Here is a 24196-nt window from a genome sequence, read left to right on the forward strand (position 1 = left end):
CATTTCGGACACCTGCCTTCTCTCAATTAGTTTACACAATCAAGATTTTTGTGTCCACTTTTTCATACTAACACCAGTATCGAATTTCCCGCTGTAATGAAGCTTTGAATAATAGATATTTTTCTTTACATAATCCAACCCTTTTGTATGGATGTATTTTCTGATAAGTTCATAAGCACCGTTACGGTTGGAAATAAGACTCTCGATATCCTCCATCATTTTTTCCGCCTGTGTATCCAGCTGCATATTGAGCTTATCTTTGGCATACAGACGAAGTCCGATGATTTTTCGGTTATTTGATACTTTTATCTTTTCATATTCTATTTCAATATTGCTGATATCTTTTATCTCTTTGATAACAGGGAGCAAAATATACTTTTCAAAATCATAGAATCTGGAATAATTCTTTTCGATCTCAAGAGTTTTTTTCAGTTCTGCCAGAGAAATATCAACAAAATTATTTAAAATATTTTTCTGAGTAAGCATCATAAAAAAGTTTCTGCTTGTGGAATCGCTGAACTGAAGCAGGAGATTAAATCTGTATACTTTGAAATCATTGGATTCTTTATTGAATACCTTATAAAAATCCTCGGAAAATGTAATCTGATACTTGTTGTTTATTATCCGGTAAGAAGAAATAATGTAAAATACGCCGTCATATTTTATATAATCCAGTTTATTATAGCTGTACAAAATTTTCTTTTTCATAAAGTTTTCAAAAAAGTTTTTCATATTATTATTCTGATCAAGTTTTATGAGTTTTTGCAGTTCATTTTCAGAAAATTCCATATATTGACTGTTATTTAAGAGTATGTGTTTTACGATTTTTTTAAATATAATATTTTCATTTGTACTGAGTTTTTTGTTAAAAGAGATAAAAATATCCTCTTTATCAAAAATTTTTTTCATAAAATTTTTTAACTCCTCCCGTAAAAGATCATTTTTTTGATTTTGATAACGAAAAAATGAAATATTTTTATATATATCAAATATCATAGCATTATAAAATATAGTTGTAAACAGATAATTTTTATAAATATATAAATTTTGATAACGAAAAAAATAAAAAATTTGACATGATGGAATTTGGAGGTATAGTAATACTGTTTAAGACATGTCGGAGAAAATTTGAAAGGAGAAAAAAATGGCACTAAATATTTTACTTACAAGAATAGATAACAGGCTGGTACATGGTCAGGTAGGAGTTACGTGGACAAGTTCCCTCGGAGCGAATCTTCTCGTAGTAGTGGACGATGAAGCGGCTTCAGACAGACTGCAGCAGCAGCTCATGACAATGACAGCAGAGAATGCAGGTGTAGGAATAAGATTTTTTACTGTAGAAAAAACTATACAAATAATAGGAAAAGCTTCAGACAGTCAAAAGATATTTATAGTATGTAAAAATCCGGGAACTGTAAAAAAACTCATAGACGGCGGTGTACCTATAGAAAAGGTAAATGTAGGGAATATGCATCCCGCAGAAGGAAAAAAACAGATAACAAAAAAAGTCCATATCAGCCCTCAGGAAGAAGAAGAGATAAGATATATAGCATCAAAAGGGGTTTATGTATTTTTTCAGGAAGTGCCGGAAGAGCCTGTTTATGAAATAGGTATTCTGGATTAGAATCTGGTTTCGTCAGTATTTTAGTATTTAAATAAATTAATATAAAAGATGGTTTTTTAAAAACAGAAAGGGAAATTATGAATGAAATAACATTGATGCAGGGAATCCTCATAGCTCTTATGGGTGTTGTGGTAGGGCTGGATTCTTATCTTGAGGCTTTATTTATTTTCAGACCGATTATAGTTTGTACACTTACAGGTTTGATTTTGGGTGATTTAAGAGTAGGACTGCTTGCCGGCGGTCTCGTAGAATTATCATTTGCAGGGCTTACGCCGGTAGGAGGCACACAGCCGCCGAATCCTGTACTGGCTGCGGTTATGACAACAGTACTGGCACATTCTACCGGTTTTGACGTAAAGACTACCATAGGGCTTGCACTGCCGTTTAGTTTTCTTATGCAGTATATAGTTTTATTTTATTACTCTTCATTTTCATTATTTGTTGCTAAATTTGACAGATATGCGGAAAATGCAGATGTAAAAAGATATAAGCATTTATCGAATATAATTATGGTTATTGTTTCGCTGACATATGGTATCGTAATATTTTTATGCGTGTATGTAGCTCAGGAACCAATGAAGATACTTGTTAATTCTATGCCTGAATGGCTGTCGCACGGTTTTGAGATAGCGGGAGGAATTTTACCTGCTGTAGGATTTGGACTGCTGCTGAAGATAATGTTCAAATTCGAATATCTGCCGTTTTTGATCATAGGATTCATTATGTCTATATTTCTGCATTTTTCAAACCTTTTACCGGTAGCGCTTATAGGTACAGCAATAGCAATTTATAAATATTATGATGATATAAAACGTGAAAAAGAGCTGGAACAGATTTTGAGTCTCGGACTGGCAAGTAAAGACAAGGAGGATTATAGCGATGGAATATAAAAAAATATTGAATAACAGCGATATAAAAAAGCTGGCAATGAGATCCGCCTTGCTGCAGTCTGCATTTAATTATGAGAGAATGCAGGGAATGGGATGGACGCATGCGATGCTTCCCGCTCTTGAAAAAATATATAAGGATGATAAAGCCGGTCTGGCTAATGCAATGAAGGATAATTCTGGATTTATAAATACTAATCCAACTGCTTCTGCATTTCTTATGGGACTTATTATTTCCCTTGAAGAAAAAAAAGAAGACAGAAACCTGATAAATAGTTTGAAAATAGCACTTTTTGGACCATTGGCAGGTATAGGTGACGCGCTTTTATGGTTTACACTGCTTCCTATTGTAGCGGGAATATGTTCTTCGTTTGCACAGCAGGGAAATCTTGTAGGGCCTTTAGTATTTCTGATTGTATATATAGGCGTGTTTTTATCAAGAATATATCTGGTTAAGATAGGGTATAATATTGGTTCCAAGGCAATAGACAAACTGAAAAATGTATCAAAACACGTATCAAAAGCGGCAACAATTCTGGGGATAACTGTTATCGGAGGATTGATTGCCACATATATAAATATAGATGTACTGCTGAATATACCAATAAATGAAGGACATACAATTTCTATACAACAGGACTTTCTGGATAAAATTCTGCCGAAACTGGTACCGTTGGGATATACATTTTTAATGTATTATCTGATGAAATTCAAAAAGGTTAATCCGGTAACATTGATTATTACAACATTTGTACTGGCTGTAATATGTTCATTTTTCAAGATACTGTAGATTTTTCAGAAAGAAGTGTATATTATGAATAAAAATATTATTATTGTTACAGGTCATGGTCATTATGCCACGGGGATAAAATCATTTTTAAAAGAAGTAGCAGGGGAGATCACGAATATAGAGTTTTTGGATTTTCATTCGGATATATCCGTTGATGAGCTGAAAGAAACTTTTAGGAAAAAATCAGAGGAAAGGAAGGGTTGCGGTGTATTGTTTATAACAGATATTATTGGAGGGACGCCGTTTAATAAAGCTGTGGAAGTATCTGAGGGAAATCCGCGCATATCTGTGGTAGCAGGCTGTAATCCGGGTTCTATTCTTGAAGCCTGCCTTACTAAAGATGAGGTCAGTCTGGAAGAATTAAGTTTGTCAGCAGTAGAAAATACCAAAAATAATGTTGTTAAATTTGAAATAGAAATATTGAGAAATACAGAAAGCTGTGAAGACGGGATTTAGTAGAGCAGTTTATACACAGATTTTTATGATTGTAAAATGAAATGGAACTAAAGAAAAATGTCAAAAATACAGGGCAGTTTTTCTGACAGTTCCATTTTTATTATATGTTTCAAATGAAAAATTTTCAGCAGTAATATATAGGAAAGTTTATTGACTTAATATGATTTATAAGTTATTATCAAATAAAAGTAAAATCAGGTTTTAAATGGATAATTATGAAAAAGAAGGAGTGAAAATGAACTTTAGAATAACAGGAATAAATCATATAACTTTTTCTGTAAGTGATTTGGAAAAATCATGCGAATTTTATGAAAAAGTATTTGGGATAAAACCGTTATATAAATGGAAACAAGGGGTATATTATGATCTTTGCGGTTATTGGATTGCTTTGAATGAAGAAAAAGACATTCTGCGGAATGATATAAACTATTCTTACACACACATGGCGTTCAGCGTGCCGGAAGAAGATTTCGACATGATAAAAAATCATTTTGAAAAATACGGGATAGCTTATTCCAAAGGAAGAACACGAGATATAAAGGAAAAAAATCAGTTTATTTTCAGGATCCTGACGGTCATAAATTTGAATTTCACTGCGGGACAATAAATGACAGACTGGAATATTTTAATGAAATAAAGAAATAAATATAAAAAAGGCCGGATAAAATCGGAGCAGCTAAACTAAAGATATTTTAAATACTTTAGAAGTATCCGGTTTTAAACAACCTTTATTTTTATATAAAGCTAAATTTTTTTAGGATTTGCATATTGTATTTTTCCGTTTCTATAGATGGCCTCACCAATTTCAAATTTATATAAAAGCCAGGAGTACTGGAAAGTCTCCAGAAGACTGTTATGCTCACCGGCAAAAAATAAATAGGAGTTCTGAATATAGTCAAGTATTTCCTGCGGGGAATCGGAATATTTAGGGAATTTGAGATCGCCGGCAATATTAGTAGCAAGCTCTCCAATAGGTGTTTCTATATTTTTAAATAAAGTAATCCAGTTATAGTAAGAAGCATAGAGAGGTTCTTCAATTATTGCAGCCATGGTACACCTCCTTTCCGAAAAAGAATAAATACATTTATGATTGAGAAAGAGGAGGGGCAGGGAGAAAGGATGTTTGCCGGACCTCTGCATAACCGCAGAGGCCGTATAAAGGAATTTTAAGGGTGGGAAACAAAAACTTTTAGTTTATTACTGATAAATTCAATAGAAACATCTTCATTTTCGCCTTCTTCACCGTCAATACTTACATTAATATCTTTTTTGATCTTCTTTATTTCACATTTTTTGGCTGTAAGAGTTCTTACAAAATTATTATTAACCAGATTATTATTCATCAGGTCAAAAAGTATGGTAGAAAGATCAATTGCCGATTTGGTTTCTTTTATAATGATAATATTCATAAGTCCGTCAGACATGTTGGCAGAATTATCAAGTCCGTCAAAGCCGCCTGCACCTTCACCGTTAAGAATCACATATAAAATAGCTTTTTCCTCTATTTCAATATTATCATCGAGTTTCATGTGAACCCTGAATCTTTTTATATTGATAAGTTCATTAATACCGTTAATAAAGTAGGCAAGTTTGCCTATGTTTTTCTTCATATTTTTATCAGTAGAATAGGATACTTTTGTAAAGAGTCCGCCTGCATATGAAGAAAGGAATACGGTTTTCCCGTTTATAAGCCCGAAATCCACATTCTGAGTGCTTCCTTTAATGATATTATCTATCCAGTCATCAATATTTTCGCCTAAATGAAGACATCTTGCAAAATCATTACATGTTCCCAAAGGGAATATACCTATTTCAGGGAGGTCTACACCTGCATTATAAAGCTGTGTAATAGTTCTGCCCAGTGTTCCGTCTCCGCCGGAAAGTATAAGTATGTCGAATTCATGATTTTTCATGACATCTATAAGACGGTTATATTTTTTGTCTATACTGTATAAAGTAAGAGATATATCATTTTTCAGAAATTTTCTGGTGATTTTATCAAAATTTTCCAGAATAACTCTGCTGTTGCCGGAATTCGGATTATAGACCAGTAATGCTTTTTTCATGGAATATCACCCCGATAGTATAGTGTTTTACATTAATATTATAACATATTATTATATAAAAAAATAATAACTTAGTAAAAACTGATGCATGCCGTCCTTAGTTTAGTACAATAAATCTAAATTTCCCAGCCTATTTTCGTAAAAAATAAAAAATGCTTAAAAATCATAATTTTTCTGATTTAGAATAAAGAATAATTTTTATGCTGAAAATATACCAAACAATAAATATATACACTAATTTAAGAATATGATATAATTAGGCTGGATATTTTAAAAATAATTTTGGAGGACCATAATATGAAAAAAGTTAAGATAATTTCATTAATGTCAGTAATAATATTGTTGAGTTCTTGTAATTCTATTACATCAACATTTAATACAGCAAGTACAACATCTACTATGCCTATGGTAACAAACGACCTGAAAATGGAAGTGGCTAAAAACGTTAATACAATAACTGAGCTATATGCTGCAGGAAAAAGTAAAATAGGAACAGAAGGAGAGGAAATCGCAAGAAATAAAGCGGAAGTCCTTGCCAAAGATGCATTAAGAAAGTCGATCCGTTCAGAAGCTTATAAGGATATAAGACAGAAACTTGATGTTGCTAATTTGAAATCAGGAGATTTTAGTGATTACAGCGTTAATAATTATGCAAATGAAATAGCAGTAAGACTTTTGAATGAGTCCGAAAAGAGAGCGGAATTTCAGACAGGAAACGGTGAAATTGGTGTTATTTATGTAATATTAAAAGATAGAGTAAAATCAGAAACTGATACCTTCTTCCAGGAAAAGCTTCAAGGTGAGATTGACAGGCTTCAAAATATAAAAACAACAAATTAAGTTGACATTTTTCAATTTTTGTCATAAAATAATATTATAATGATTACAATTTTAAAATTATTTTAGGAGGAAGTATGGATTTTAATTTAAATCTTGGATGCATAGATGAAGGAAACTTGTCAGGAATTTCAGAAGATAAATTATACGATGTACTCGTGGTGGGTACAGGGCCGTCAGCAGTTGCAGCTGCAGTTTATGCCGCTAGAAAAGGGCTTGATACTGCAATGATAGGTCTTAAAATCGGAGGACAGGTTTTAGATACAAGAGAGATAGAGAATATCATTGGAACAGCTAAAACTACAGGTTCAGAATATGCAGAAAATCTTGAAAAACATTTGAAAGAATATTGTGTTGCCTTCAAAGAGGGAACATATGTGACAAAAATAGAAGAAGACGGAAAGAATAAACTTATTACTACAAGTGATAAAAAAATATATAAGTCAAAAACTGTAATTATCGCAACAGGTGCAAAATGGAGAGAGCTTAATGTTCCCGGCGAGCAGGAGTATAAAGGGAGAGGCGTTCATTACTGTGCAACATGCGACGGACCATTCTACAAAGGACTGGATGTAGCAGTAGTAGGCGGAGGTAACTCCGGTATAGAGGCTGCCCTTGATATGGCGGGAATAGCCAAGCATGTAACTGTGGTGGAATTCATGCCTGAGCTGAAAGCAGATAAGATATTACAGGATAAGCTGAATGAGAGAGACAATATAAAAGTTATCACAAATGTTGCTACTACAAAAATATACGGTGAAGATTTTACAAAAGGAATGGAATACAAGGACAGAGCTGATGAAAGTATACATGAATTGAATATTGACGGTGTATTCATAGAAATAGGACTTACACCAAACAGTGAATTTGTAAAAGATATAGTAGCTACTAATAAAGTCGGAGAAATCATAATTGATGAAAATAATATGACTAATGTAAAAGGGATATTTGCATCAGGTGATGTAACAACAGTAAAACAAAAACAAATAGTCATATCTGTAGGAGAAGGAGCAAAGGCTGCTCTGGGAGCTTTTGATTATCTTCTGAAAGAATATTAGAGGTTAGAATAAAAAATCGGTTTTTTTAAAACCGGTTTTTTATTTTATAAAGGCATGGTATAATAAAGTAAGGTTTGAAAAGTCTTTATTTGAAAATAGCTGCCTGTTTTTTATGGATTGGAATTAAATTTCGGGACTATTTTTAGAATTCTTATATCAATTATTTTTCTTTTCAGTTTAATTTCATTTTTAGCAAAGTACCTTCTAATAGGTGTCTGTTACACTTAATATACATAATAAAGTAAAAAGTGGAGGAGATATGGAAATATCAGTAATTGCCCCTGTATATAACGAGGAGGAGAATATTCACAGATTAATCGAGAATGTGGAAAAAGTCCTGAAAGGCAATTTTAATAGCTATGAAATGGTTTTAGTCAACGATGGAAGTACTGATAAAAGTAAGGAGATACTGGATAGTCTGGATAATGAAAATGTGAAGGTTATACATTTTGAGAAAAACTGCGGACAGACAGCGGCAACAGCAGCAGGGTTCAAGTATTCCCAAGGAGATATAGTAGCAACTATAGATGCTGATCTGCAGACTGATCCAGAGGATATACTGGTTCTTTATTCATATCTTGAAAATTATGATATGATAAACGGACGGCGTGCTACCAGAGAAGACGGAATGATAAAAAAAGTTTCTTCATGGGTAGGCAACGGCATGAGAAATATTATTACAGGTGATGATATAAAAGACACGGGCTGTCCTTTGAAGCTTTTTAAAAAAGAAGTAGTAAAATCTTATTGTTTATATGAAGGGATGCATAGATTTTTACCTACATTGGCAAAAATAAACGGATTCAGGGTAATAGAAGTGCCTGTGCGGCACTATGACAGAATGTTCGGTGAATCTAAATACGGAGTATGGAACAGACTTTTTAAAGGCTTGAAAGATGCCTTTGCAGTAAGATGGATGAAAAAAAGACATATAGATTATATAGTGCTTAATGAGGGGAGATAAATGGTTTTACGAAAAGACAAGTATATTTATCTGATAGCAGCAGCGGCATTATTATTGTATGTTCCGTTATTTCTCTTCAGGGACTTTACTCCTGTGAATGAATTAAAATACATAAATATAGCAGACCATATGCTTAAGTCCGGCGACTGGATAAAGCTTCAGTTCAACGGTGCACTTTATAGTGACAAACCGCCTCTGTATTTTTGGATAGTGGCTTTGATAAGAGTGATAACAGGTAAGTATACATTATTTTCTATAGGATTTATTATATGTGTACTGCCGGCAATAGTGACAGGGCTGGATATATACAGATTTCTTGGCGAAAATAATTATAACAGAAAAAGAGCTTGTACAGTTGTATTGATTTTATATACGATTTTATATTTTGCAGGATCTGTTTTAGTAATTCGTATGGATATATTGATGACTATGTTTATAGTAAAAGCGTTAATATCTTTTTATAACAAAGTCGAAAAGAATATCGGGAACCCTTATATTCCGTACGTTTATATGGGATTTGGATTTCTGGTAAAAGGACTGGCAGCTGTTTTTATACCAATCAGCGTTATTATAGTATATCTGCTTGTGAGTAAACAGAGCTGTAAAATCAAAGAATTAAAATTTGGAAGAGGAATTATTATTATAATTTTGTTTGCACTTATCTGGCTGATTCCTTTAGCAGTGAGTCTCGGAGTGAATTCTACCATAAACGAACTGCTGTTGAAACAGACAATGAACAGGGCTGTAAATACCAGCGTACACAAAAGGCCGGTTTATTATTATCTGGTCAGCCTGTTTCCTAACTTATTTCCATGGACGTTATTTTTCTTTGCATCTTTGGTAACGCTTATTTTTAAGATAAAAGAACAGGGGAAATTTATAGTTTTTATATTATGCTGGTTTATAATGCCTTTTATTATATTTTCACTGGTCAGCAGTAAGCTTAATATTTATCTGATACCTGTATATGGTGCAATAGCTGTAATTACAGAAAGAATACTCAACAGTAAATATGTGAAGATCAGAACAACAACAGGAATATTAACAAGTATACCTTACTTTCTGTTTCTGGCAGCAGCTTTTTCAGCTAAGAAGCAATTAGCAGAAATGGATCCTTTTTTATTCAGGCTGGTACTGTTTTACGGAGTGTTTTCCCTATTAACAGCAATAGCAGGAATATATTTCTTAATAAAAGGGAAAGTTTATAATTACGTCTGCAATATTGTCATAAATATGATAATCCTTCTGACGGTACTTACTGTGTCTGCACCGGTAGTAAATGAATATATCGGTTTTACCAAGTTTGCCGGAATCATAAAAGCGGAGCGGGAAAAAAACAACAGCCTGAAAATTTTTGGATATAAAGAAGGCGAAGCCGACAGAATGGCATATATAGTAAATGATGATACAATAAGTAATATTGAAAATCCTGATGAAATGAAGCAGATAATAAATAAAGAAAATGTAATAATTTTATTACAAAATAAAGATATGAAAGATTTACCTGAAAACTATGAATTGATATATTCAAACAGTAAATTTACCATAATTAAATATATCAGGAAAGAAGGAAGAAATGAATAATTTAAGCGGATATTTTACAATGGATAAGATATTTTTATATATCGGATTATTCGGACAGCTGTGCTTTTCTATGAGATTTATAATACAATGGATATATAGTGAAAAAGCTAAAAAAAGTGTAATACCAATAGCATTCTGGTATTTTAGCCTTTCAGGAGGAATAATACTGCTGATATATGCTATTTACTACAGAGATCCTGTTTTTATAATGGGACAGGCACCGGGAGTGATTATATATTCCAGAAATATATATTTGATACACAAAAATAAAAAAGAAGAAGCCCTGCAAAGTGAAGGGGAAAAAATAAAAGAAGTCCACAATAACAGCGGATATCATCTGCAGCAAATTACAGAGGAAATGAAGCTGAATTAATTTTATATCAAAAATTGTGTCAAAACATAGTTTAGTTTATGACACAATTTTTTTATTATTTATAAATTATAAAAATATATTTCAGTATCCAGTCCGTTATCCCTGTTTATTAATTTGATTTCAGCATTATGAAGTTCTATGATTTCTTTTATTATGGAAAGTCCCAGCCCCAGACCGCGGGTGTTTTTAATATCCTGTTTTTCTATGCGGTGATGTCTTTTGAAAATATTTTCTATATCTTCGTCGGAAATATGTTCTCCAAAATCTCTTATGGTTATTTTGATAAAAGTATCCGTACTTTCAACGATTATATGAATCTTTTCCCCTGTTGAATATTTTATGCTGTTGTCTATGATGCCTCGTAAAGCTTCGAAAATAAGGTTTTGATTCCCGTAAATAATGGTGTTTTCTTTACAGCTGATAATAAGTTCTTTATTTATCTTTAAAAGTCTGTAGTCATTTTTCAGCTTCCCCAGCAGCAGAGAAAGGTTTATTTTTTCATTTAATGTTTTCAGCTTTTCTGCCTGTGATAAAAACAACAGATTTGTAATAAGTTTTTCAATATTTGCGATCTCAGTTTCCATATTTTCCAATGCTTCATCAAGAAGAACAGGATCATCTTTTCCCCATTTCAGTATATCAAGGTATCCTTTCATAATAGCAACAGGTGTTTTTAATTCATGAGATACATTGCTGGAGAAATTTTTCTGATTCAGGAGTATTTCATGCATTTTTGAAAATAAGTTATTAATGACGTCTATCAAGTCGCCTATTTCATCATCCCTGATTTTTGGAAGTTTTATATTCAGATTTTTATCATTTATTTTTTCACTTTCTTTTATAATATAAGTAACAGGTTTTAGTATATTTTTGGTCATATAATAAGAAAATATTATTATAGAAACTGCAAGAAGTATAAACAAATAAAATATAATTCTGCTGGTCTGTATCACACGATCATATGAGAATTTTCTTATAAAAATAAATTCAATATTATTTATATTTTTTTCTTTAAAATGAAGAGCATATCTTTTCTTTAAAAGCCAGTTATTTTCCGGTATTTCGTTATAAGAAATATCCGAATCCCCCAGTTTTACTATATGGCCGTCAGGGTACTTTACAGAAATAAGAATTTCATCCTTATCACCGAATTCCAATGACTGATAAAAATTGGAAATGTGGCTTTGCGGAACTCTTTGAAGAGTTTCTGTGACGCCGTTGGCGATATTATCAAGTTCGTTATTTTCTTCCATGACATATTCGTTTATAATAAAAAACCATGTCACAAAACCAATAAGTAATGTACAGAAAAGTATTCCCATAGTATTAAAAATTATAATTTTATGAGAGATTTTTTTTATTTTTATTTTCATTACTGCTCCCTTTTAAGTGAATATCCGATTCCTCTAACTGTGACAATATAATTTTTTCCGAGTTTTTGCCGTAAATTTTTCATTGTTACATCAAGAAGATTGCTGCTGGCATTCCAGCCCCAGATTTCATTTATGATTCTTTCACGTTTAAGAAGTGTATTCTGATTTTCAAGAAATAATTTTATCATATCAAATTCAGTTTTACTCAAAGAAACAGGAATACCTGATTTGGTAAGAGTAAAATTATTCGTATCCATCTCCAGATCCATATATTTTAGGATATTAGACAAATCCTTTTTTAGATGAACATTTATTCTGGCTTCCAGTTCCAAAATGTCATACGGCTTAGTTACATAATCCACGGCACCTATAGTAAGAAGTTCCACCTTCTCTTCTATGTGGCTTCTTGCAGATACTACAATAATAGGTGTCTGGATAACAGAACTTATAGCCTTGCACACGCGGTTCCCTTCGATATCGGGTAGTCCTAGATCAAGTAAAATAAGATCTATAGTCTGATCATTCCCGGCTTTTTCTACTGCATCAAGTCCTGTATAAACATTCTCTACCTGAAAACCTTTATGTTCCAGTTGTATTTTTAATATTTTGGCTAATTTTTCATCATCTTCGACTACTAATATTTTTGACATGATTTCACCCTGTTTCTGATAAATTATTATATTACCTTTGTATTTTAGCATATTTTTCAATTAATTAGGAATATAATTTATAAATAAAAAAAGGTTCTTCCATTCAGAAGAACCTGATTCTTTACTCGGTTATATCATAACCCAGATTCAGATAATATCTTATTTTTTCTCCTTCAGCTTTTGAACCGCCGATATAGCTCGGCCCTAAAGGAGTTTTTATTCCTATTCCTATATCATAACTTTGCTTTGTAGTGTCACCGTCTATGGAAAATGCAGTATCAGATATTGCAGCATATGAAATACCTGCATCGACATAAATATATTTATTAATACTGTACTGCAGCTTTAGATTAGCAGTGGTAATACTCTGCCCTTTAAGGCTGTTTTCTTCAATTCCTCTGAATTCCAGCGAATGATCCCTTGTCTTATACCCTCCGAGTCTGGGCTGATATGTTTCCGGAATATCGTCTCCAGAAGCACTGAGATATTCAACAGTAGGGATAATAGTCAGTTTTTTTGTCAGCGGGAAAACTCCTCTTCCTAGAAAACTAAGTGAGCTGAAATCTGCTTCTGATGAATTCCCGTAAGCATATGTTGTGTTAAAATAATATCCTTTTGTAGGATAAATATATGAATTTCTAGTGTCGTATATAAGCTGGGCAGTATATACAGGGTAATGCATTTTCTGATTTTTAGAATTATCTTCATTCTTATAAACACTCGATTCCTCAAAACCGGCGCCTGCTATAAGAACAAGATTTTTATCCAGTTCGATACCAAAGCCCAGATTTACATTTGATACTTTATTTTCAAAATCAAATTTTCTGCCGTTATATTCCTGATTTTTTATAATATCATTCTTAATGTGAAAACTTGGCATTATAAAGACTTTAGAGTCAAGACCGGTACTTAATACAAGCTGCCCGTTCAGAGCATATTCCTGACTGAGGATTCCAACAAGGGAGTATCTCAGCGATGTAGAGTCAAAGGATTTATTTCCCTGAACACCTATTGAAATAGTAGCATAGTCCTCTGTATTCAGGTTTCCGCCGAGTGTAAGATAATTGCTTGCTTTTTCCTGAACCACAAATGTAAGATCGTCGTTTTCTATTTCATAATATACTGTTAAAAAGTCACCGTTGGAATATATTTTATTTACAATGCTGTCAATATCTTCTTTTTTCAAGGCACTTAAATCCTTAGGAATAAACTTGTTAAAGAATTTTTCGTTATATCTTTTATTTCCTTCGAATTTTACACTCTTTATAGAGTATGTATCTCTCCATGTTTTTCTGAATTCTTTTCTCTTTTCCTGAATTTCTTCAAATTTTGCCGGATCGCTGAGTTTTCTTATTTCATCAATGTTCTTTCGCGCAGCTGCTTCACCAAGGGCTATTATAACTTCCGCTTTGGAAAAATCAGGAGATGCGATATCAGCAACATCAGGCTCTATATATAAGTCCAGCATTCTGATTTGTCTTTCTACTTCACGCTTACCGCCTATAGTAAGAGCATTTTCGGTGATATTGACAAGATTCATCTTGTTCTCGTCAAGTTTTGAAAAACCTTCGCCGACATTTACTCCTATTGTGTAGTCTGCTCCCAGTACTTTTACTTCCTGAACAGGAAGATTTCTCACGATTCCGCCGTCAATAAGCAGTTTACCCTGATATCTTACAGGGGAAATAACAGTAGGAAGTGACATGCTGGCTCTTATAGCTATAGGAAGAGAGCCTTTGTCTATCATAACAGCTTCTCCGCTCTCAAGGTCAGTGGCGACCAGAGCGAATTTCTGAGGGAATTTTCTGAAATCATTAACATCTTCCACTCCGTACAGCAGATCATTTAAATTACCGCTGATACTCTTTCCGCCTATGGCACCGCTGGGGAAATTAACAGAAAATCCCTGAAACGGCAGTGCAATTGTATTTTTATCTTCAAAATAGTTTCTTATGGCACCTTTTTTGTCTCTGGGAATATTGTCCGTAAACATAGCAAACCAGTCAGTTTCTACTGCGAATTTCTCAATTTCCTCCACAGTATAGCCTGCTGCATAAAGTCCGCCTACGATACTTCCCATACTTGTTCCGGTGATATACTCAACAGGAACTTTTTCTTCTTCCAGTACTTTTAAGACGCCGATATGTGCGAGTCCTTTGGCTGAACCGCCGCTTAATACAAGTCCTATCCTTTTATCTTCGCTAAAGCTGTATGAAAAAAGAACAAGAAAGAGAAAAAGTCTCTTAATTGTACGTGTGTACCTGATATTTTTTTGCATAAATCCTCCAATCAACTAAATACAACAAAAAGAATACAGTATTTACCTAATTTTTCTATGATGATATTTCTTGGTTTTTAATCAATTTTACCTTTTTTCAGGTCTTTTTTCAATAGGAAAATATTAAATAAATTCAGAATTATATTAATAGGAAAAAATACAGAAGTTTTTAGAAAAATTATGATTTTTTTATTGTAGAAATATCATATTTAAAAATAGAAAATGACAGTATTATATTTTTTGATATTTATAAAAAAAATAGTGATTTATTTCAGTATTTACAGGTGAAATATTCTCCGAGGTTTTTCTGGAATAAAAATATATTGACAGGATAAAAAAAAAAAGTATACTATTAGTAAATTTTTTGTTTATTATATTTTTCTTTTTTCGTTTAGTGTAAATAGATTTATTGCTTAATTTTATGTTATTTATTTGCCGGAAGAAAAGATATTGAATATATGGGGATTTTGTATTTTTATAGTAAATAACAAGCTAAATAAAGGGATTATAATTTTAAAAAAAATAAAAGTCTAAAATGAGCTTGTTTATTTTTTTGAGAAAAAGTATATTTATACTAAACTTCTAGTTTAACAAAAATAATTATATGGTTTAGTAAAAATAAACTTTTAGTTTTTATAAAAGGAGATTACAGACTGTTATGGAAAAAATGCCTATAAAAAAAGCTCTTACAGATTATGTGAATAAAGGTTTTGTTTCGTTTGATGTTCCCGGACATAAAAAAAATAATATTAATACGGAAATGACAGAATTTTTTGGAGAAAATGTTTTGAAACTGGATGCGAATTCTATGAAATGTCTGGATAACCTCCAGAATCCCATGGGTGTAATCAAAGAATCCCAGCAGCTGATGGCGGAAATTTACGGTGCGGACAGGGCCTTTTATCTGGTGAACGGTACCACTTCTGGCATTCAGACTATGATTTTTTCAGCTTTGAAACATGGGGAAAAGATTCTGCTTCCCAGAAATGCACATAAATCAGTTATAAATTCACTGATTCTCGCAGGAGTCATTCCTGAATATCTTGAATTGGAATATAACAGGGATTTTGACCTGTTTACAGGAATATGTGTAAAAAAAATAGAAGAAAAATTTCGAAATGATGAAGATATAAAAGCAATATTAATAATAAACCCCTCATATTACGGAATATGCTGTAATATGGAAGAAATAATAAAAACAGCAAAAAAATATAATAAAATAGTTCTGCTAGACGAAGCACACGGAGCACATTTCAGATTTAACAGCAGACTCCCGAAATCAGCAATTGAACTGGGAGCGGATATGGCAGCTACAAGTCTTCATAAAACAGGAGGTTCTTTGACACAGTCGTCTGTCCTCCTTTTGAATAAAGGGAAAATAAGAGAGGAAAAGGTAGAAGAAACCATAAATATTTTTACTACCACAAGTGCGTCGTATCTTCTGATGTCAAGCCTTGAAATAGCCGGGAACTATCTCAAAAATAACGGAGAAAAGCGTTTGGACACTATTGTGGATTTTGCAGGTTATTTTAAGGAAAAGATAAAAGGATATTATGATGTTTTGGACATAAATATTCTTAATGACAGGACTGTGAGCGATTTTGACATAACAAAACTGGTAATAAACACTTCAAAATATAATATCACTGGATTTCAGCTATATGACATATTAAGGGATGAATACTGCATTCAGGCGGAATTAGCTGATTTCCATAATATATTATGTATTTTGTCTATTGGTGACACAAAGGAAAATATAGATAAACTGCTGAACGCACTTATTGAAATAAGCAAAACACTTCCAAAAAGAGTCAAAAAATCAGAACATAAAGATTTTGTAAGCATACCAAAACAGATTATAGCGCCGAGAAATGCTTATTACAAAAAGAAAGTGTCTGTGGAACTGAGAAAATCCATAGGAAAGCTTTCAGGGGAAATGATAACTGTTTATCCTCCGGGAATACCAATAATATCATACGGCGAACTTATAGAAGAGGAAATAGTGGAATGCCTTGAAAGACTGAGGGATAATAACTGTGTGGTAGACGGCATATCAGATAAAGAAATAAAAAATATAAAGATAATAGAGGAGGATTAAAAGGATGAAATTAGATACACTGGGAAGACATATTTTGGTGGAATATTATAACTGTAACGGGGATATTCTGAAAGATCATAAAAAAATAGAGGAATTGTTAAACGAGGCTGCGGTACTTTCGGGAGCCACAATAGTAACATCCACATTTCATCACTTTAATCCGTGGGGTGTAAGCGGTGCGGTGATAATATCAGAATCACATCTGACAATACATACATGGCCTGAATTCGGCTATGCTGCGGTAGATTTATTCACATGCGGAGATAAGGTAGATCCCTGGATTGGTTTTGAATATCTTGAGAAAATGCTTGGGGCAGAGAAAAGCGAATCATATGAACTGTCGAGAGGCAACACAGATAAGATAAAAAGACACAATCCTGCAATTACGGGAAATATTAATTTTAAAATGGAAGAAACAGAAGATCTTTCTGAAAGATCAGTAATATAAATATCTAACTAAGGAGGAAAAAAATGGAATTTTGGTATTCGGAATCTTATTCAGACAATGTAAAACTCTCTATAAAGGTGGACAAACAACTTCACGGAGAGCAATCTGACTTTCAGAGAATAGACTTTTTTGAGTCAAAGGAATTCGGAAGATTTTTTACGCTTGATGGTCTTATGATGGCAACTGAAAAGGATGAATTCATATACCATGATATGATCACACATACAGCACTTGCAGTTAACCCGGGGATAAGAAACGTGCTTGTAATAGGTGCAGGAGACGGCGGGACTGTGAGAGAGCTTACAAGATATAAAAATATAGAAAAAATCCACATGGTGGAAATAGATGAGAGAGTAGTAAGATTATGTGAGGAATATCTGCCGCTTACTGCATCAAAGCTGAAAGACAGCAGAGTTTCCCTTTATTTTCAAGACGGACTGGAATTTGTAAAAAAATCACAGGAAAAATATGATCTGATAATAGTAGATTCCACAGACCCTATAGGTCCGGGCGAAGGTTTATTTACAATGGATTTTTATACTGACTGCTATAATCTTCTTTCAGATGAAGGAATTCTGATAAACCAGCATGAAAGCCCATATTATGATAAAGACAGAAAAGAACTGATACGTACAAGACAAAAGATAAAAAAGATATTTGAAATAAGCAGGGTATATCAGGCACATATTCCTACATATCCGTCAGGACACTGGCTTTTCGGCTTTGCATCGAAAAAATATGATCCTGTAAAGGATATAAAGGCTGATGAGTGGAACAATATGGGGCTTGAAACAAAATATTACAATACAGACCTGCATGTGGGGTCGTTTGCACTTCCTACTTATGTAAATGAACTTATGGAAGAAGAATTATGAAAAAAAATATATCGACTTTCATAGGATTTGATTCGGATTATGATAAGGCAGAACTGGTACTTATGGGAATCCCGTACGACGGAACGGTTTCGTTTCGTCCCGGTACCAGATTTGCGCCTTCTGAAATAAGAAATAACTCTTACGGACTGGAAATATACAGCCCGTATTTTGATAGGGAGCTAACAGACTATAATTTATTTGATGCCGGGGATATAGAGCTTCCTTTTGGGAATACCCAAAAAATACTGGATATAATAAGAGAAAATGCAAAAAAAATTCTGAATGACAACAAAATACTATTTTCTGCTGGCGGGGAACATCTGGTAACATACCCGCTTATTCAGGCATATTTTGAAAAATACGGGGAAGATCTTCATATAATTCATTTTGATGCTCATACAGACCTTAGGGAAGATTATATGGGTGAAAAACTGTCGCATGCTTCTGTAATAAAAAGAATATATGATATCACCGGGAAGGATAAAATATATCAGTTTTGTATAAGATCAGGGGAAAAAGAGGAATTCCGATATAAAGATAAGGGTATATTTCAGGAAAAATTCACATTTTCCAGACTTCCTGAAATAATTGAAAAGCTGGCGGGAAAGCCTGTATATGTGACAATAGATCTTGATGTACTTGATCCGTCTGTATTTCCGGGAACAGGGACTCCTGAGCCGGGAGGAATAAATTTTAATGAAATGTTGAATTTGATAAAAATCTTAAAAAATGCTAAAATAGTGGGAGCGGATATTGTAGAATTGTCCCCGCACTATGACCAGAGCGGAGTCTCGACAAGTGCAGCATGTAAAATAATAAGGGAAATGATATTTGCTATATTAAAATAGAAAGTTGGAGATTTCTGTGAAAATCGGTGAAAAGCTCAAAAGCTTAAGGCAGGAAAAGCTTTTAACGCAAAATGAATTAGCAGATAGATGTGAATTATCAAAAGGATTCATATCACAGTTGGAAAGAGACCTTACTTCCCCGTCTTTATCCACTTTAGAGGATATACTGGAAGTTTTGGGAACAAATATAAGAGAATTTTTTAATGAAACACAGCAGGAAAAGATCGTATTCGCTGATGAAGATTTTTATGAATTTCAGAATGAAGAATTAGGATATGAAATAAACTGGATAATTCCAAATGCACAAAAGAATAAAATGGAACCGATTCTGATAACTCTGGAACCCGGAGGAAGATACAAACTTGAGGTGGCACACGAAGGCGAAGAGTTCGGATATGTGCTGTCAGGCGCTGTTAATATACATCTTGGAAATAAGAAATACAGGGCAAAAAAAGGTGAAAGCTTTTATTACAAGCCAAGTGTGGATCACTATATCTCAAATGTATCAAAAACAAGCATATCAAAAGTTTTATGGGTAGCCACTCCGCCGTCATTTTAAAAAAAGATTGACAAAGAGCAGAAAAGTTAATATTATATAAAACAATCGGGAAGTGAAGTAATTTGATCAGTAGTTTAATTTATTAGATTATTTTTCAAATGGTTGTTTTTATTTGTATATATAAATACATTAGGAGGATTTGGCGTGAAAAAATTTTTGATTGCAACTATGGCAGTATTTCTGATTTTCAGCTGTGGAAAAAAAGAAGAAGCAGCCGGTACTGAAAAAACAACTGAAACAAAAGAAACAGCGGTTTCGGAAAAAGAAGCACCTAAACAGGAAAAAGTTCCTAAAAGTGAAAGAGTAACTGTAGACGGTGTAGAAGTAACAATAGAAAATAAAAGAATAAAAGTAGGGGATAAATTAGAAGATGCAGAATTAATTGCCCCTGTTAATGAATTTAATAAAATGAAAAAAGTGAGACTTTCAGATGATAAAGGTATAAAATTAATTTATACTGCACCGTCACTGGATACTCCTGTATGTTCTCTCCAGACAAAAATGCTTGATGAAAAAGCCAAAGAACATGCAAATGTATTTTTTTATTCGGTAACTGATGATTTACCTTTTGCCATGATGAGATTTTGTTCTGATAACGGTATTGCTAATCTGAAGACTCTGTCTGATTTTCAGACACATGAATTTTCTGCTAAGAACGGATTTCTTATGAAGGAATATCAGCTGCTGACAAGAGCTGTAATAATAGTAGATGAGGATAATACAGTAAGATATGTGGATTACGGAAAAGAAGTTACAGATCAGCTTGATCTTGAGAAGGCAATAGATTTCTTGGAAAAAGAAATGTTAAAAAAATAAATTTTAGTGAGGTAAAAGATGAAAAAGTTAATAATGTTAATGATAGGAATGCTATTTTTGATATCATGTTCTGGCGGAGCACCCGGGAAATTTCAGGTGGAAGTAGCAGAAGGCGTTAAATTTCCTGATTTTCAGGTAAAGTCAGTTGACGGGAAAGAAACATTTAAAAGTACAGATATTCTGAAAAAAGATAAGAAAACTTTGTTTGTTATTGCAGCTGAATGGTGTCCGCACTGTCGTGACGAAGCTATTGAAATACAGGCATTTTATGAAAAGCATAAAGACGAAGCTAATGTAGTAGTCATATACAGCGCGCATAATTCAAGCCCTGAAGTGGTAGCAGAGTATCTGGCAAAGAATAAATATACTTTCCCTGCATATTATGATTATAATAATATATTTCTGGATGGTACAGGTCTGGAAGCGTTTCCTTTTAATGTTATAATAGGAAAAGACGGGAAGATAGCGGAAGTAGTGGACGGCGAACTAAACTACGACACTCTGGTAGAAAAATTAACTAAATAAATATATGAAAAGACTGCTTTAGGGCGGTCTTTTCTATCTTGGATATATTTTTAAATTTTAAAATCTGTGTAGGGTATTCATGAAATTTAATATTAAATACTCAAAAGAGAAGTGCTGTAATTCAGTATTTTTCTTCCTATTATTAATTTTGACCAATAAAACAGAGACTTTCAGCTATTAACTGTCAGTCTCTGTTTTTAATACTAAAAGACTCTGACTCTAAATATAATTTTACAGCATGCTGTACTCAATTTGCGGGACTATTTCAATTAATTTCAATTTATCATTTTGCAGCTTAAATATATAATATACACCACTACTTGCCTGATCGTCATATTCATAAACTGAAACTAAAAAAACATCATCTTTTGTAGATATTAATTTGTAAAAGTCTGAATCATCTGTATTTTTTCTGCTTATGAATTTAGCATACATTTCTAAATTAAATTCATACAAAGTATCGTTTATTTCTTTATTATAAGTAAAAGTATTTTCAACTTTTTGAGTATCTATTTCTATTTTATCTAAATATTTCAAATTATAGTATTTATCAGCATTATCATAATGCTTTAAGAAATTTTCCCTGTTAATTTTTTTAAAATTCATTTCAGCCGGAAAAGATATATAACTAAGTATTTTAGATTTATCGTTTTTTTCCACTGACTTCTGAAATTGTTGGAATTGCTTTAAAATTTTTATTTTATCCGCTGTTGTATAATTATTTCCATAAGAAATTGACATCATGAAAATCATTAACAATAAAAAAGTTATTTTTTTCATATTATACCTCTTTTCAATTTTTAAATTAAAGATAATCTGTATTTTTTAGAATAAATAAAAAATATATGCTTATTAATATATTATGTTTTATTTAATCATTTATACTGTATGCTTAAAATCCTGATGCCTCCATTTCATACATAACTAATTCTCCATTTACATATTTAAATTTCATTTCATTGAATTTTCCTGCTGCTGCGTCATATCCGTCTCCCCAGTCACAAGTAATAGTTAACTCTCCATTTTTATATTCAGGGTAAATAGTTATATATACATAATTTCCTAATTCTTCAAATCCTGTTTCATTAGGGACTTTTATTTGATTCTTCAAAAACTTGGTTTTTTGTTTATTATACTTTACATTTTTTATAATATATTTCATATCATTAAATGTACCTTGATTTTCAGCATTTGATAATTCCTCTGCTTTTTCAAATTTCATTATTGTCTTAAAATTATCATTTTTTTCATTTTTTATATAAGATTGTAAAGTTATGATACTTTTTACATAATCACTTTCTTTTTTATTACCTAAGGCAAATGTACACATAAAGCTGAACATTAATATCAATATTATTTTTTTCATATAATTCCTCCTTTTTTTAATAACCTAAGTCTTTTAATTCATTCAACATATTTTCAGCTTTAGGATGATTTTTCTTTAATGCTAAATTCGCGTAATATTTTGCATCTTCATATTTTTCCTGTTCTTTAGAGAGAACACTCATTCCATACAATCCTTCAACACTATCATTTGCTATTGCTTTTTTTAAGTATTTTTCTGCTAGATCATATTTTTTTTGATTTTTATAAAGAAACGCCAAGTTTAGTATACCGTCAATCTGATCATCAATATCAGCTGATTGTTTTAAATATTTTTCTGCTAAATCAAGCCTGTCTGTTTCTACATATAAAAAACCTAAATTACTTGCTGCTGCTGTGTTCCCCTTTTCTATAGCCATTTTCAAATATTTCTCTGCTAAATCATACTTTTCTTGCTCTGTATATAATAATCCTAAGTTGTTTAAAGCGTCTGTATCTCCTTTAGATACAGCCATTTTCAAATATTTTTCTGCTAGATCATATTTTTCGTCCATCAGATATGACATTCCCAAAATATTCGCCGCAAAGACATTTCCCCTTTCAATGGCTGCTTTTGCATACTTTTCGACTAACTCCATTTTCCCCTGGCCATAATACAAAAGCAATAAATAATTGTACCCTTCATCTGAATTGTTTTCTATTGCTTTCAAATAAAGCTTCTCCGCTTCATTTATATTTAACTGGGCTGTGTAAATTGTTCCTAAATTGAGCATTGCTTCTACTGACCCTTTATTTATAGCCTTTTTGTAATATTTTTCAGCTGTTTTGAAATCTCCTTTTCCCATGAAATCTTCAGCGGTCTTAATATTATCATTAGAAAATGACATTAATGAAAAACTTAATATCAAGATAAAAATCCAATTTTTTTTCATATTACCTCCTATAATTTTATTATCGATACTTTAAAAATTTTATCATGTTGATGTGAATTATATGTGAAGAAAAATTAACTGTAATCATAAAATAAAAAAATAATTTGAGTGTTCACTTAAACTTCACAATAGTGATGTATATTAAAACTAGGAATATTTTTAGGAGGTTACCCATGAAAAAAATCTTGATTACAATTTTGGTTATAATGCTTAGTTTTAATATAAGTTTTTCCGACAAAAGAGGCAATTCTAATCCTTATTATATAGATACTTTCGATGTTTATTATAAGGGAAGCAAAATCAGTGGAGCGAACGCTTATTCTTTCAAAATTTTAGATAACTGGTATGCTAAAGATAGCTTTAATGCTTATTATAATGGTAATAAGATCAGCGGTTCATATGGAAATTCATTTATAGCTTTGGATTATGGATATGCAAAAGACAATTATAACGCTTACTATAAAGGAAATAAAATTAACGGGGTATTTGCCAGTTCCTTTATTACTCTTGATCAGGGATATGCCAAAGATAATTACGGCGCTTATTATAAAGGAAATAAAATTAACAGTTCGCACGGGAATTCTTTTATTATTTTAGACCACGGGTATGCCAAAGATAATTATAATGTATATTATAAGGGAGAGAAAATTAATGGTGCACATTCTTTTTCTTTTAAAGTAATTAATAAGGAATATGCAAAAGATGCTTTTAATACATATTACCGCGGACAGAAAACAAACCGTTAAATATTTTCAGAATAATGTCAGTTATCATGTTTTTATATAAAATTAAAAAAACAGATATTATATAAACGGTCTGTCTGTCCTGCATT

General features: G+C 32.2%; 26 protein-coding genes and 1 pseudogene. 18 read left to right on the forward strand and 9 right to left on the reverse strand.

Annotated features, from left to right (window positions below):
* Nucleotides 1–39 precede the first annotated feature (39 nt).
* The gene (locus tag NK213_RS06830; RefSeq protein WP_253348145.1) at nt 40–909 is read right to left on the reverse strand and encodes a replication initiation protein; all 870 of its coding nucleotides are present in this window, start codon (nt 907–909) and stop codon (nt 40–42) included.
* Between the two features lie 235 nt (nt 910–1144).
* Between NK213_RS06830 and agaB the strand changes: the two genes are divergently transcribed.
* The 5 genes and pseudogenes from agaB to fosB all read left to right on the forward strand — a co-directional run bounded on the left by agaB (nt 1145) and on the right by fosB (nt 4402).
* A complete protein-coding gene (gene agaB / locus NK213_RS06835) occupies nt 1145–1624 on the forward strand; it encodes a PTS galactosamine transporter subunit IIB (protein WP_253348146.1) in 480 nt (159 codons plus the stop codon).
* Nucleotides 1625–1701: 77 nt separating this feature from the next.
* On the forward strand, nt 1702–2514 hold the full coding sequence (gene agaC / locus NK213_RS06840) for a PTS galactosamine transporter subunit IIC (RefSeq protein ID WP_253348148.1): 813 nt from the start codon (nt 1702–1704) through the stop codon (nt 2512–2514).
* Nucleotides 2504–3301 carry a PTS galactosamine transporter subunit IID gene (agaD, locus tag NK213_RS06845; protein WP_253348150.1) on the forward strand — a complete coding sequence of 266 codons (798 nt, stop codon included), beginning with the start codon at nt 2504–2506 and terminating at the stop codon, nt 3299–3301. Before agaC ends, agaD begins: the two co-directional genes overlap by 11 nt.
* Before the next feature lie 24 nt (nt 3302–3325).
* The gene (locus tag NK213_RS06850) at nt 3326–3757 is read left to right on the forward strand and encodes a PTS sugar transporter subunit IIA (protein ID WP_253348153.1); all 432 of its coding nucleotides are present in this window, start codon (nt 3326–3328) and stop codon (nt 3755–3757) included.
* Between the two features lie 235 nt (nt 3758–3992).
* Nucleotides 3993–4402: pseudogene (gene fosB / locus NK213_RS06855) on the forward strand (metallothiol transferase FosB).
* A gap of 99 nt (nt 4403–4501) precedes the next feature.
* On the opposite strand, the gene NK213_RS06860 reads toward fosB, so the two are convergent.
* The gene (locus NK213_RS06860) at nt 4502–4807 is read right to left on the reverse strand and encodes a sterile alpha motif-like domain-containing protein (protein ID WP_253348157.1); all 306 of its coding nucleotides are present in this window, start codon (nt 4805–4807) and stop codon (nt 4502–4504) included.
* A 116-nt stretch (nt 4808–4923) separates the two neighbouring features.
* Nucleotides 4924–5823 (reverse strand): diacylglycerol kinase family protein, encoded by a 900-nt coding sequence (locus NK213_RS06865; RefSeq protein ID WP_253348159.1) that lies wholly within the window; start codon nt 5821–5823, stop codon nt 4924–4926.
* A gap of 297 nt (nt 5824–6120) precedes the next feature.
* Here NK213_RS06865 and NK213_RS06870 point away from each other — a divergent pair, with 297 nt between their 5' ends.
* The 5 genes from NK213_RS06870 (at nt 6121) to NK213_RS06890 (ending at nt 10639) form a co-directional block, all read left to right on the forward strand.
* Entirely contained in the window at nt 6121–6663 is a 543-nt protein-coding gene (locus tag NK213_RS06870) for a hypothetical protein (protein WP_253348161.1), read from the forward strand.
* A gap of 74 nt (nt 6664–6737) precedes the next feature.
* Nucleotides 6738–7718 (forward strand): FAD-dependent oxidoreductase, encoded by a 981-nt coding sequence (locus NK213_RS06875; RefSeq protein WP_253348163.1) that lies wholly within the window; start codon nt 6738–6740, stop codon nt 7716–7718.
* Nucleotides 7719–7977: 259 nt separating this feature from the next.
* Nucleotides 7978–8682, forward strand: a complete 705-nt coding sequence (locus NK213_RS06880) for a glycosyltransferase family 2 protein (protein ID WP_253348164.1) — start codon at nt 7978–7980, stop codon at nt 8680–8682.
* A complete protein-coding gene (locus NK213_RS06885; protein WP_253348166.1) occupies nt 8683–10266 on the forward strand; it encodes a glycosyltransferase family 39 protein in 1584 nt (527 codons plus the stop codon).
* The gene (locus tag NK213_RS06890; RefSeq protein ID WP_253348168.1) at nt 10259–10639 is read left to right on the forward strand and encodes a lipid-A-disaccharide synthase N-terminal domain-containing protein; all 381 of its coding nucleotides are present in this window, start codon (nt 10259–10261) and stop codon (nt 10637–10639) included. The genes NK213_RS06885 and NK213_RS06890 overlap by 8 nt, the downstream gene beginning before the upstream one ends.
* 59 nt (nt 10640–10698) lie before the next feature.
* Here NK213_RS06890 and NK213_RS06895 read toward each other — a convergent pair whose 3' ends face one another.
* From NK213_RS06895 to NK213_RS06905, 3 genes are all read right to left on the reverse strand, one after another.
* Entirely contained in the window at nt 10699–12012 is a 1314-nt protein-coding gene (locus NK213_RS06895; protein ID WP_253348170.1) for a cell wall metabolism sensor histidine kinase WalK, read from the reverse strand.
* The gene (locus tag NK213_RS06900) at nt 12012–12662 is read right to left on the reverse strand and encodes a response regulator transcription factor (RefSeq protein ID WP_253348172.1); all 651 of its coding nucleotides are present in this window, start codon (nt 12660–12662) and stop codon (nt 12012–12014) included. The genes NK213_RS06895 and NK213_RS06900 overlap by 1 nt, the downstream gene beginning before the upstream one ends.
* A 121-nt stretch (nt 12663–12783) precedes the next feature.
* A complete protein-coding gene (locus NK213_RS06905) occupies nt 12784–14940 on the reverse strand; it encodes a patatin-like phospholipase family protein (protein ID WP_253348173.1) in 2157 nt (718 codons plus the stop codon).
* A 658-nt stretch (nt 14941–15598) separates the two neighbouring features.
* On the opposite strand from NK213_RS06905, the gene NK213_RS06910 reads away from it, so the two are divergent.
* From NK213_RS06910 to NK213_RS06940, 7 genes are all read left to right on the forward strand, one after another.
* Nucleotides 15599–17038: an aminotransferase class I/II-fold pyridoxal phosphate-dependent enzyme gene (locus NK213_RS06910; RefSeq protein WP_253348175.1), complete on the forward strand. Its 1440-nt coding sequence runs from the start codon at nt 15599–15601 to the stop codon at nt 17036–17038.
* A 4-nt stretch (nt 17039–17042) separates the two neighbouring features.
* The gene (gene speD / locus NK213_RS06915; RefSeq protein WP_253348177.1) at nt 17043–17486 is read left to right on the forward strand and encodes an adenosylmethionine decarboxylase; all 444 of its coding nucleotides are present in this window, start codon (nt 17043–17045) and stop codon (nt 17484–17486) included.
* Between the two features lie 23 nt (nt 17487–17509).
* Nucleotides 17510–18361, forward strand: coding sequence for a polyamine aminopropyltransferase (gene speE / locus NK213_RS06920; RefSeq protein ID WP_253348178.1), 852 nt, complete (start codon nt 17510–17512; stop codon nt 18359–18361).
* Entirely contained in the window at nt 18358–19209 is an 852-nt protein-coding gene (gene speB, locus NK213_RS06925) for an agmatinase (protein WP_253348179.1), read from the forward strand. Before speE ends, speB begins: the two co-directional genes overlap by 4 nt.
* A gap of 16 nt (nt 19210–19225) precedes the next feature.
* Nucleotides 19226–19768 (forward strand): cupin domain-containing protein, encoded by a 543-nt coding sequence (locus NK213_RS06930; protein ID WP_253348180.1) that lies wholly within the window; start codon nt 19226–19228, stop codon nt 19766–19768.
* Between the two features lie 144 nt (nt 19769–19912).
* The gene (gene tpx / locus NK213_RS06935) at nt 19913–20584 is read left to right on the forward strand and encodes a thiol peroxidase (RefSeq protein WP_253348181.1); all 672 of its coding nucleotides are present in this window, start codon (nt 19913–19915) and stop codon (nt 20582–20584) included.
* Between the two features lie 18 nt (nt 20585–20602).
* Nucleotides 20603–21109, forward strand: coding sequence for a TlpA disulfide reductase family protein (locus tag NK213_RS06940; RefSeq protein WP_253348182.1), 507 nt, complete (start codon nt 20603–20605; stop codon nt 21107–21109).
* A gap of 231 nt (nt 21110–21340) precedes the next feature.
* Here NK213_RS06940 and NK213_RS06945 read toward each other — a convergent pair whose 3' ends face one another.
* The 3 genes from NK213_RS06945 to NK213_RS06955 all read right to left on the reverse strand — a co-directional run bounded on the left by NK213_RS06945 (nt 21341) and on the right by NK213_RS06955 (nt 23364).
* Nucleotides 21341–21889, reverse strand: coding sequence for a hypothetical protein (locus tag NK213_RS06945; RefSeq protein ID WP_253348183.1), 549 nt, complete (start codon nt 21887–21889; stop codon nt 21341–21343).
* Between the two features lie 112 nt (nt 21890–22001).
* Entirely contained in the window at nt 22002–22475 is a 474-nt protein-coding gene (locus NK213_RS06950) for a hypothetical protein (RefSeq protein ID WP_253348184.1), read from the reverse strand.
* A gap of 16 nt (nt 22476–22491) precedes the next feature.
* On the reverse strand, nt 22492–23364 hold the full coding sequence (locus NK213_RS06955) for a lipopolysaccharide assembly protein LapB (RefSeq protein WP_253348185.1): 873 nt from the start codon (nt 23362–23364) through the stop codon (nt 22492–22494).
* A gap of 173 nt (nt 23365–23537) precedes the next feature.
* On the opposite strand from NK213_RS06955, the gene NK213_RS06960 reads away from it, so the two are divergent.
* Entirely contained in the window at nt 23538–24110 is a 573-nt protein-coding gene (locus tag NK213_RS06960) for a DKNYY domain-containing protein (RefSeq protein WP_253348186.1), read from the forward strand.
* The last annotated feature ends 86 nt before the right edge of the window (nt 24111–24196 follow it).

Origin of the sequence: Sebaldella sp. S0638 (genome assembly GCF_024158605.1) — a bacterium.
Taxonomy (GTDB): domain Bacteria; phylum Fusobacteriota; class Fusobacteriia; order Fusobacteriales; family Leptotrichiaceae; genus Sebaldella.

Excerpts from the sequence above, each read along its gene's own strand:
- NK213_RS06830 (WP_253348145.1), bottom strand. The coding sequence starts at position 909 with ATGAAAAAAATTTTTGATAAAGAGGATATTTTTATCTCTTTTAACAAA.
- agaB (WP_253348146.1), top strand. The coding sequence starts at position 1,145 with ATGGCACTAAATATTTTACTTACAAGAATAGATAACAGGCTGGTACAT.
- agaC (WP_253348148.1), top strand. The coding sequence starts at position 1,702 with ATGAATGAAATAACATTGATGCAGGGAATCCTCATAGCTCTTATGGGT.
- agaD (WP_253348150.1), top strand. The coding sequence starts at position 2,504 with ATGGAATATAAAAAAATATTGAATAACAGCGATATAAAAAAGCTGGCA.
- NK213_RS06850 (WP_253348153.1), top strand. The coding sequence starts at position 3,326 with ATGAATAAAAATATTATTATTGTTACAGGTCATGGTCATTATGCCACG.
- NK213_RS06860 (WP_253348157.1), bottom strand. The coding sequence starts at position 4,807 with ATGGCTGCAATAATTGAAGAACCTCTCTATGCTTCTTACTATAACTGG.
- NK213_RS06865 (WP_253348159.1), bottom strand. The coding sequence starts at position 5,823 with ATGAAAAAAGCATTACTGGTCTATAATCCGAATTCCGGCAACAGCAGA.
- NK213_RS06870 (WP_253348161.1), top strand. The coding sequence starts at position 6,121 with ATGAAAAAAGTTAAGATAATTTCATTAATGTCAGTAATAATATTGTTG.
- NK213_RS06875 (WP_253348163.1), top strand. The coding sequence starts at position 6,738 with ATGGATTTTAATTTAAATCTTGGATGCATAGATGAAGGAAACTTGTCA.
- NK213_RS06880 (WP_253348164.1), top strand. The coding sequence starts at position 7,978 with ATGGAAATATCAGTAATTGCCCCTGTATATAACGAGGAGGAGAATATT.
- NK213_RS06885 (WP_253348166.1), top strand. The coding sequence starts at position 8,683 with ATGGTTTTACGAAAAGACAAGTATATTTATCTGATAGCAGCAGCGGCA.
- NK213_RS06890 (WP_253348168.1), top strand. The coding sequence starts at position 10,259 with ATGAATAATTTAAGCGGATATTTTACAATGGATAAGATATTTTTATAT.
- NK213_RS06895 (WP_253348170.1), bottom strand. The coding sequence starts at position 12,012 with ATGAAAATAAAAATAAAAAAAATCTCTCATAAAATTATAATTTTTAAT.
- NK213_RS06900 (WP_253348172.1), bottom strand. The coding sequence starts at position 12,662 with ATGTCAAAAATATTAGTAGTCGAAGATGATGAAAAATTAGCCAAAATA.
- NK213_RS06905 (WP_253348173.1), bottom strand. The coding sequence starts at position 14,940 with ATGCAAAAAAATATCAGGTACACACGTACAATTAAGAGACTTTTTCTC.
- NK213_RS06910 (WP_253348175.1), top strand. The coding sequence starts at position 15,599 with ATGGAAAAAATGCCTATAAAAAAAGCTCTTACAGATTATGTGAATAAA.
- speD (WP_253348177.1), top strand. The coding sequence starts at position 17,043 with ATGAAATTAGATACACTGGGAAGACATATTTTGGTGGAATATTATAAC.
- speE (WP_253348178.1), top strand. The coding sequence starts at position 17,510 with ATGGAATTTTGGTATTCGGAATCTTATTCAGACAATGTAAAACTCTCT.
- speB (WP_253348179.1), top strand. The coding sequence starts at position 18,358 with ATGAAAAAAAATATATCGACTTTCATAGGATTTGATTCGGATTATGAT.
- NK213_RS06940 (WP_253348182.1), top strand. The coding sequence starts at position 20,603 with ATGAAAAAGTTAATAATGTTAATGATAGGAATGCTATTTTTGATATCA.
- NK213_RS06945 (WP_253348183.1), bottom strand. The coding sequence starts at position 21,889 with ATGAAAAAAATAACTTTTTTATTGTTAATGATTTTCATGATGTCAATT.
- NK213_RS06950 (WP_253348184.1), bottom strand. The coding sequence starts at position 22,475 with ATGAAAAAAATAATATTGATATTAATGTTCAGCTTTATGTGTACATTT.
- NK213_RS06955 (WP_253348185.1), bottom strand. The coding sequence starts at position 23,364 with ATGAAAAAAAATTGGATTTTTATCTTGATATTAAGTTTTTCATTAATG.
- NK213_RS06960 (WP_253348186.1), top strand. The coding sequence starts at position 23,538 with ATGAAAAAAATCTTGATTACAATTTTGGTTATAATGCTTAGTTTTAAT.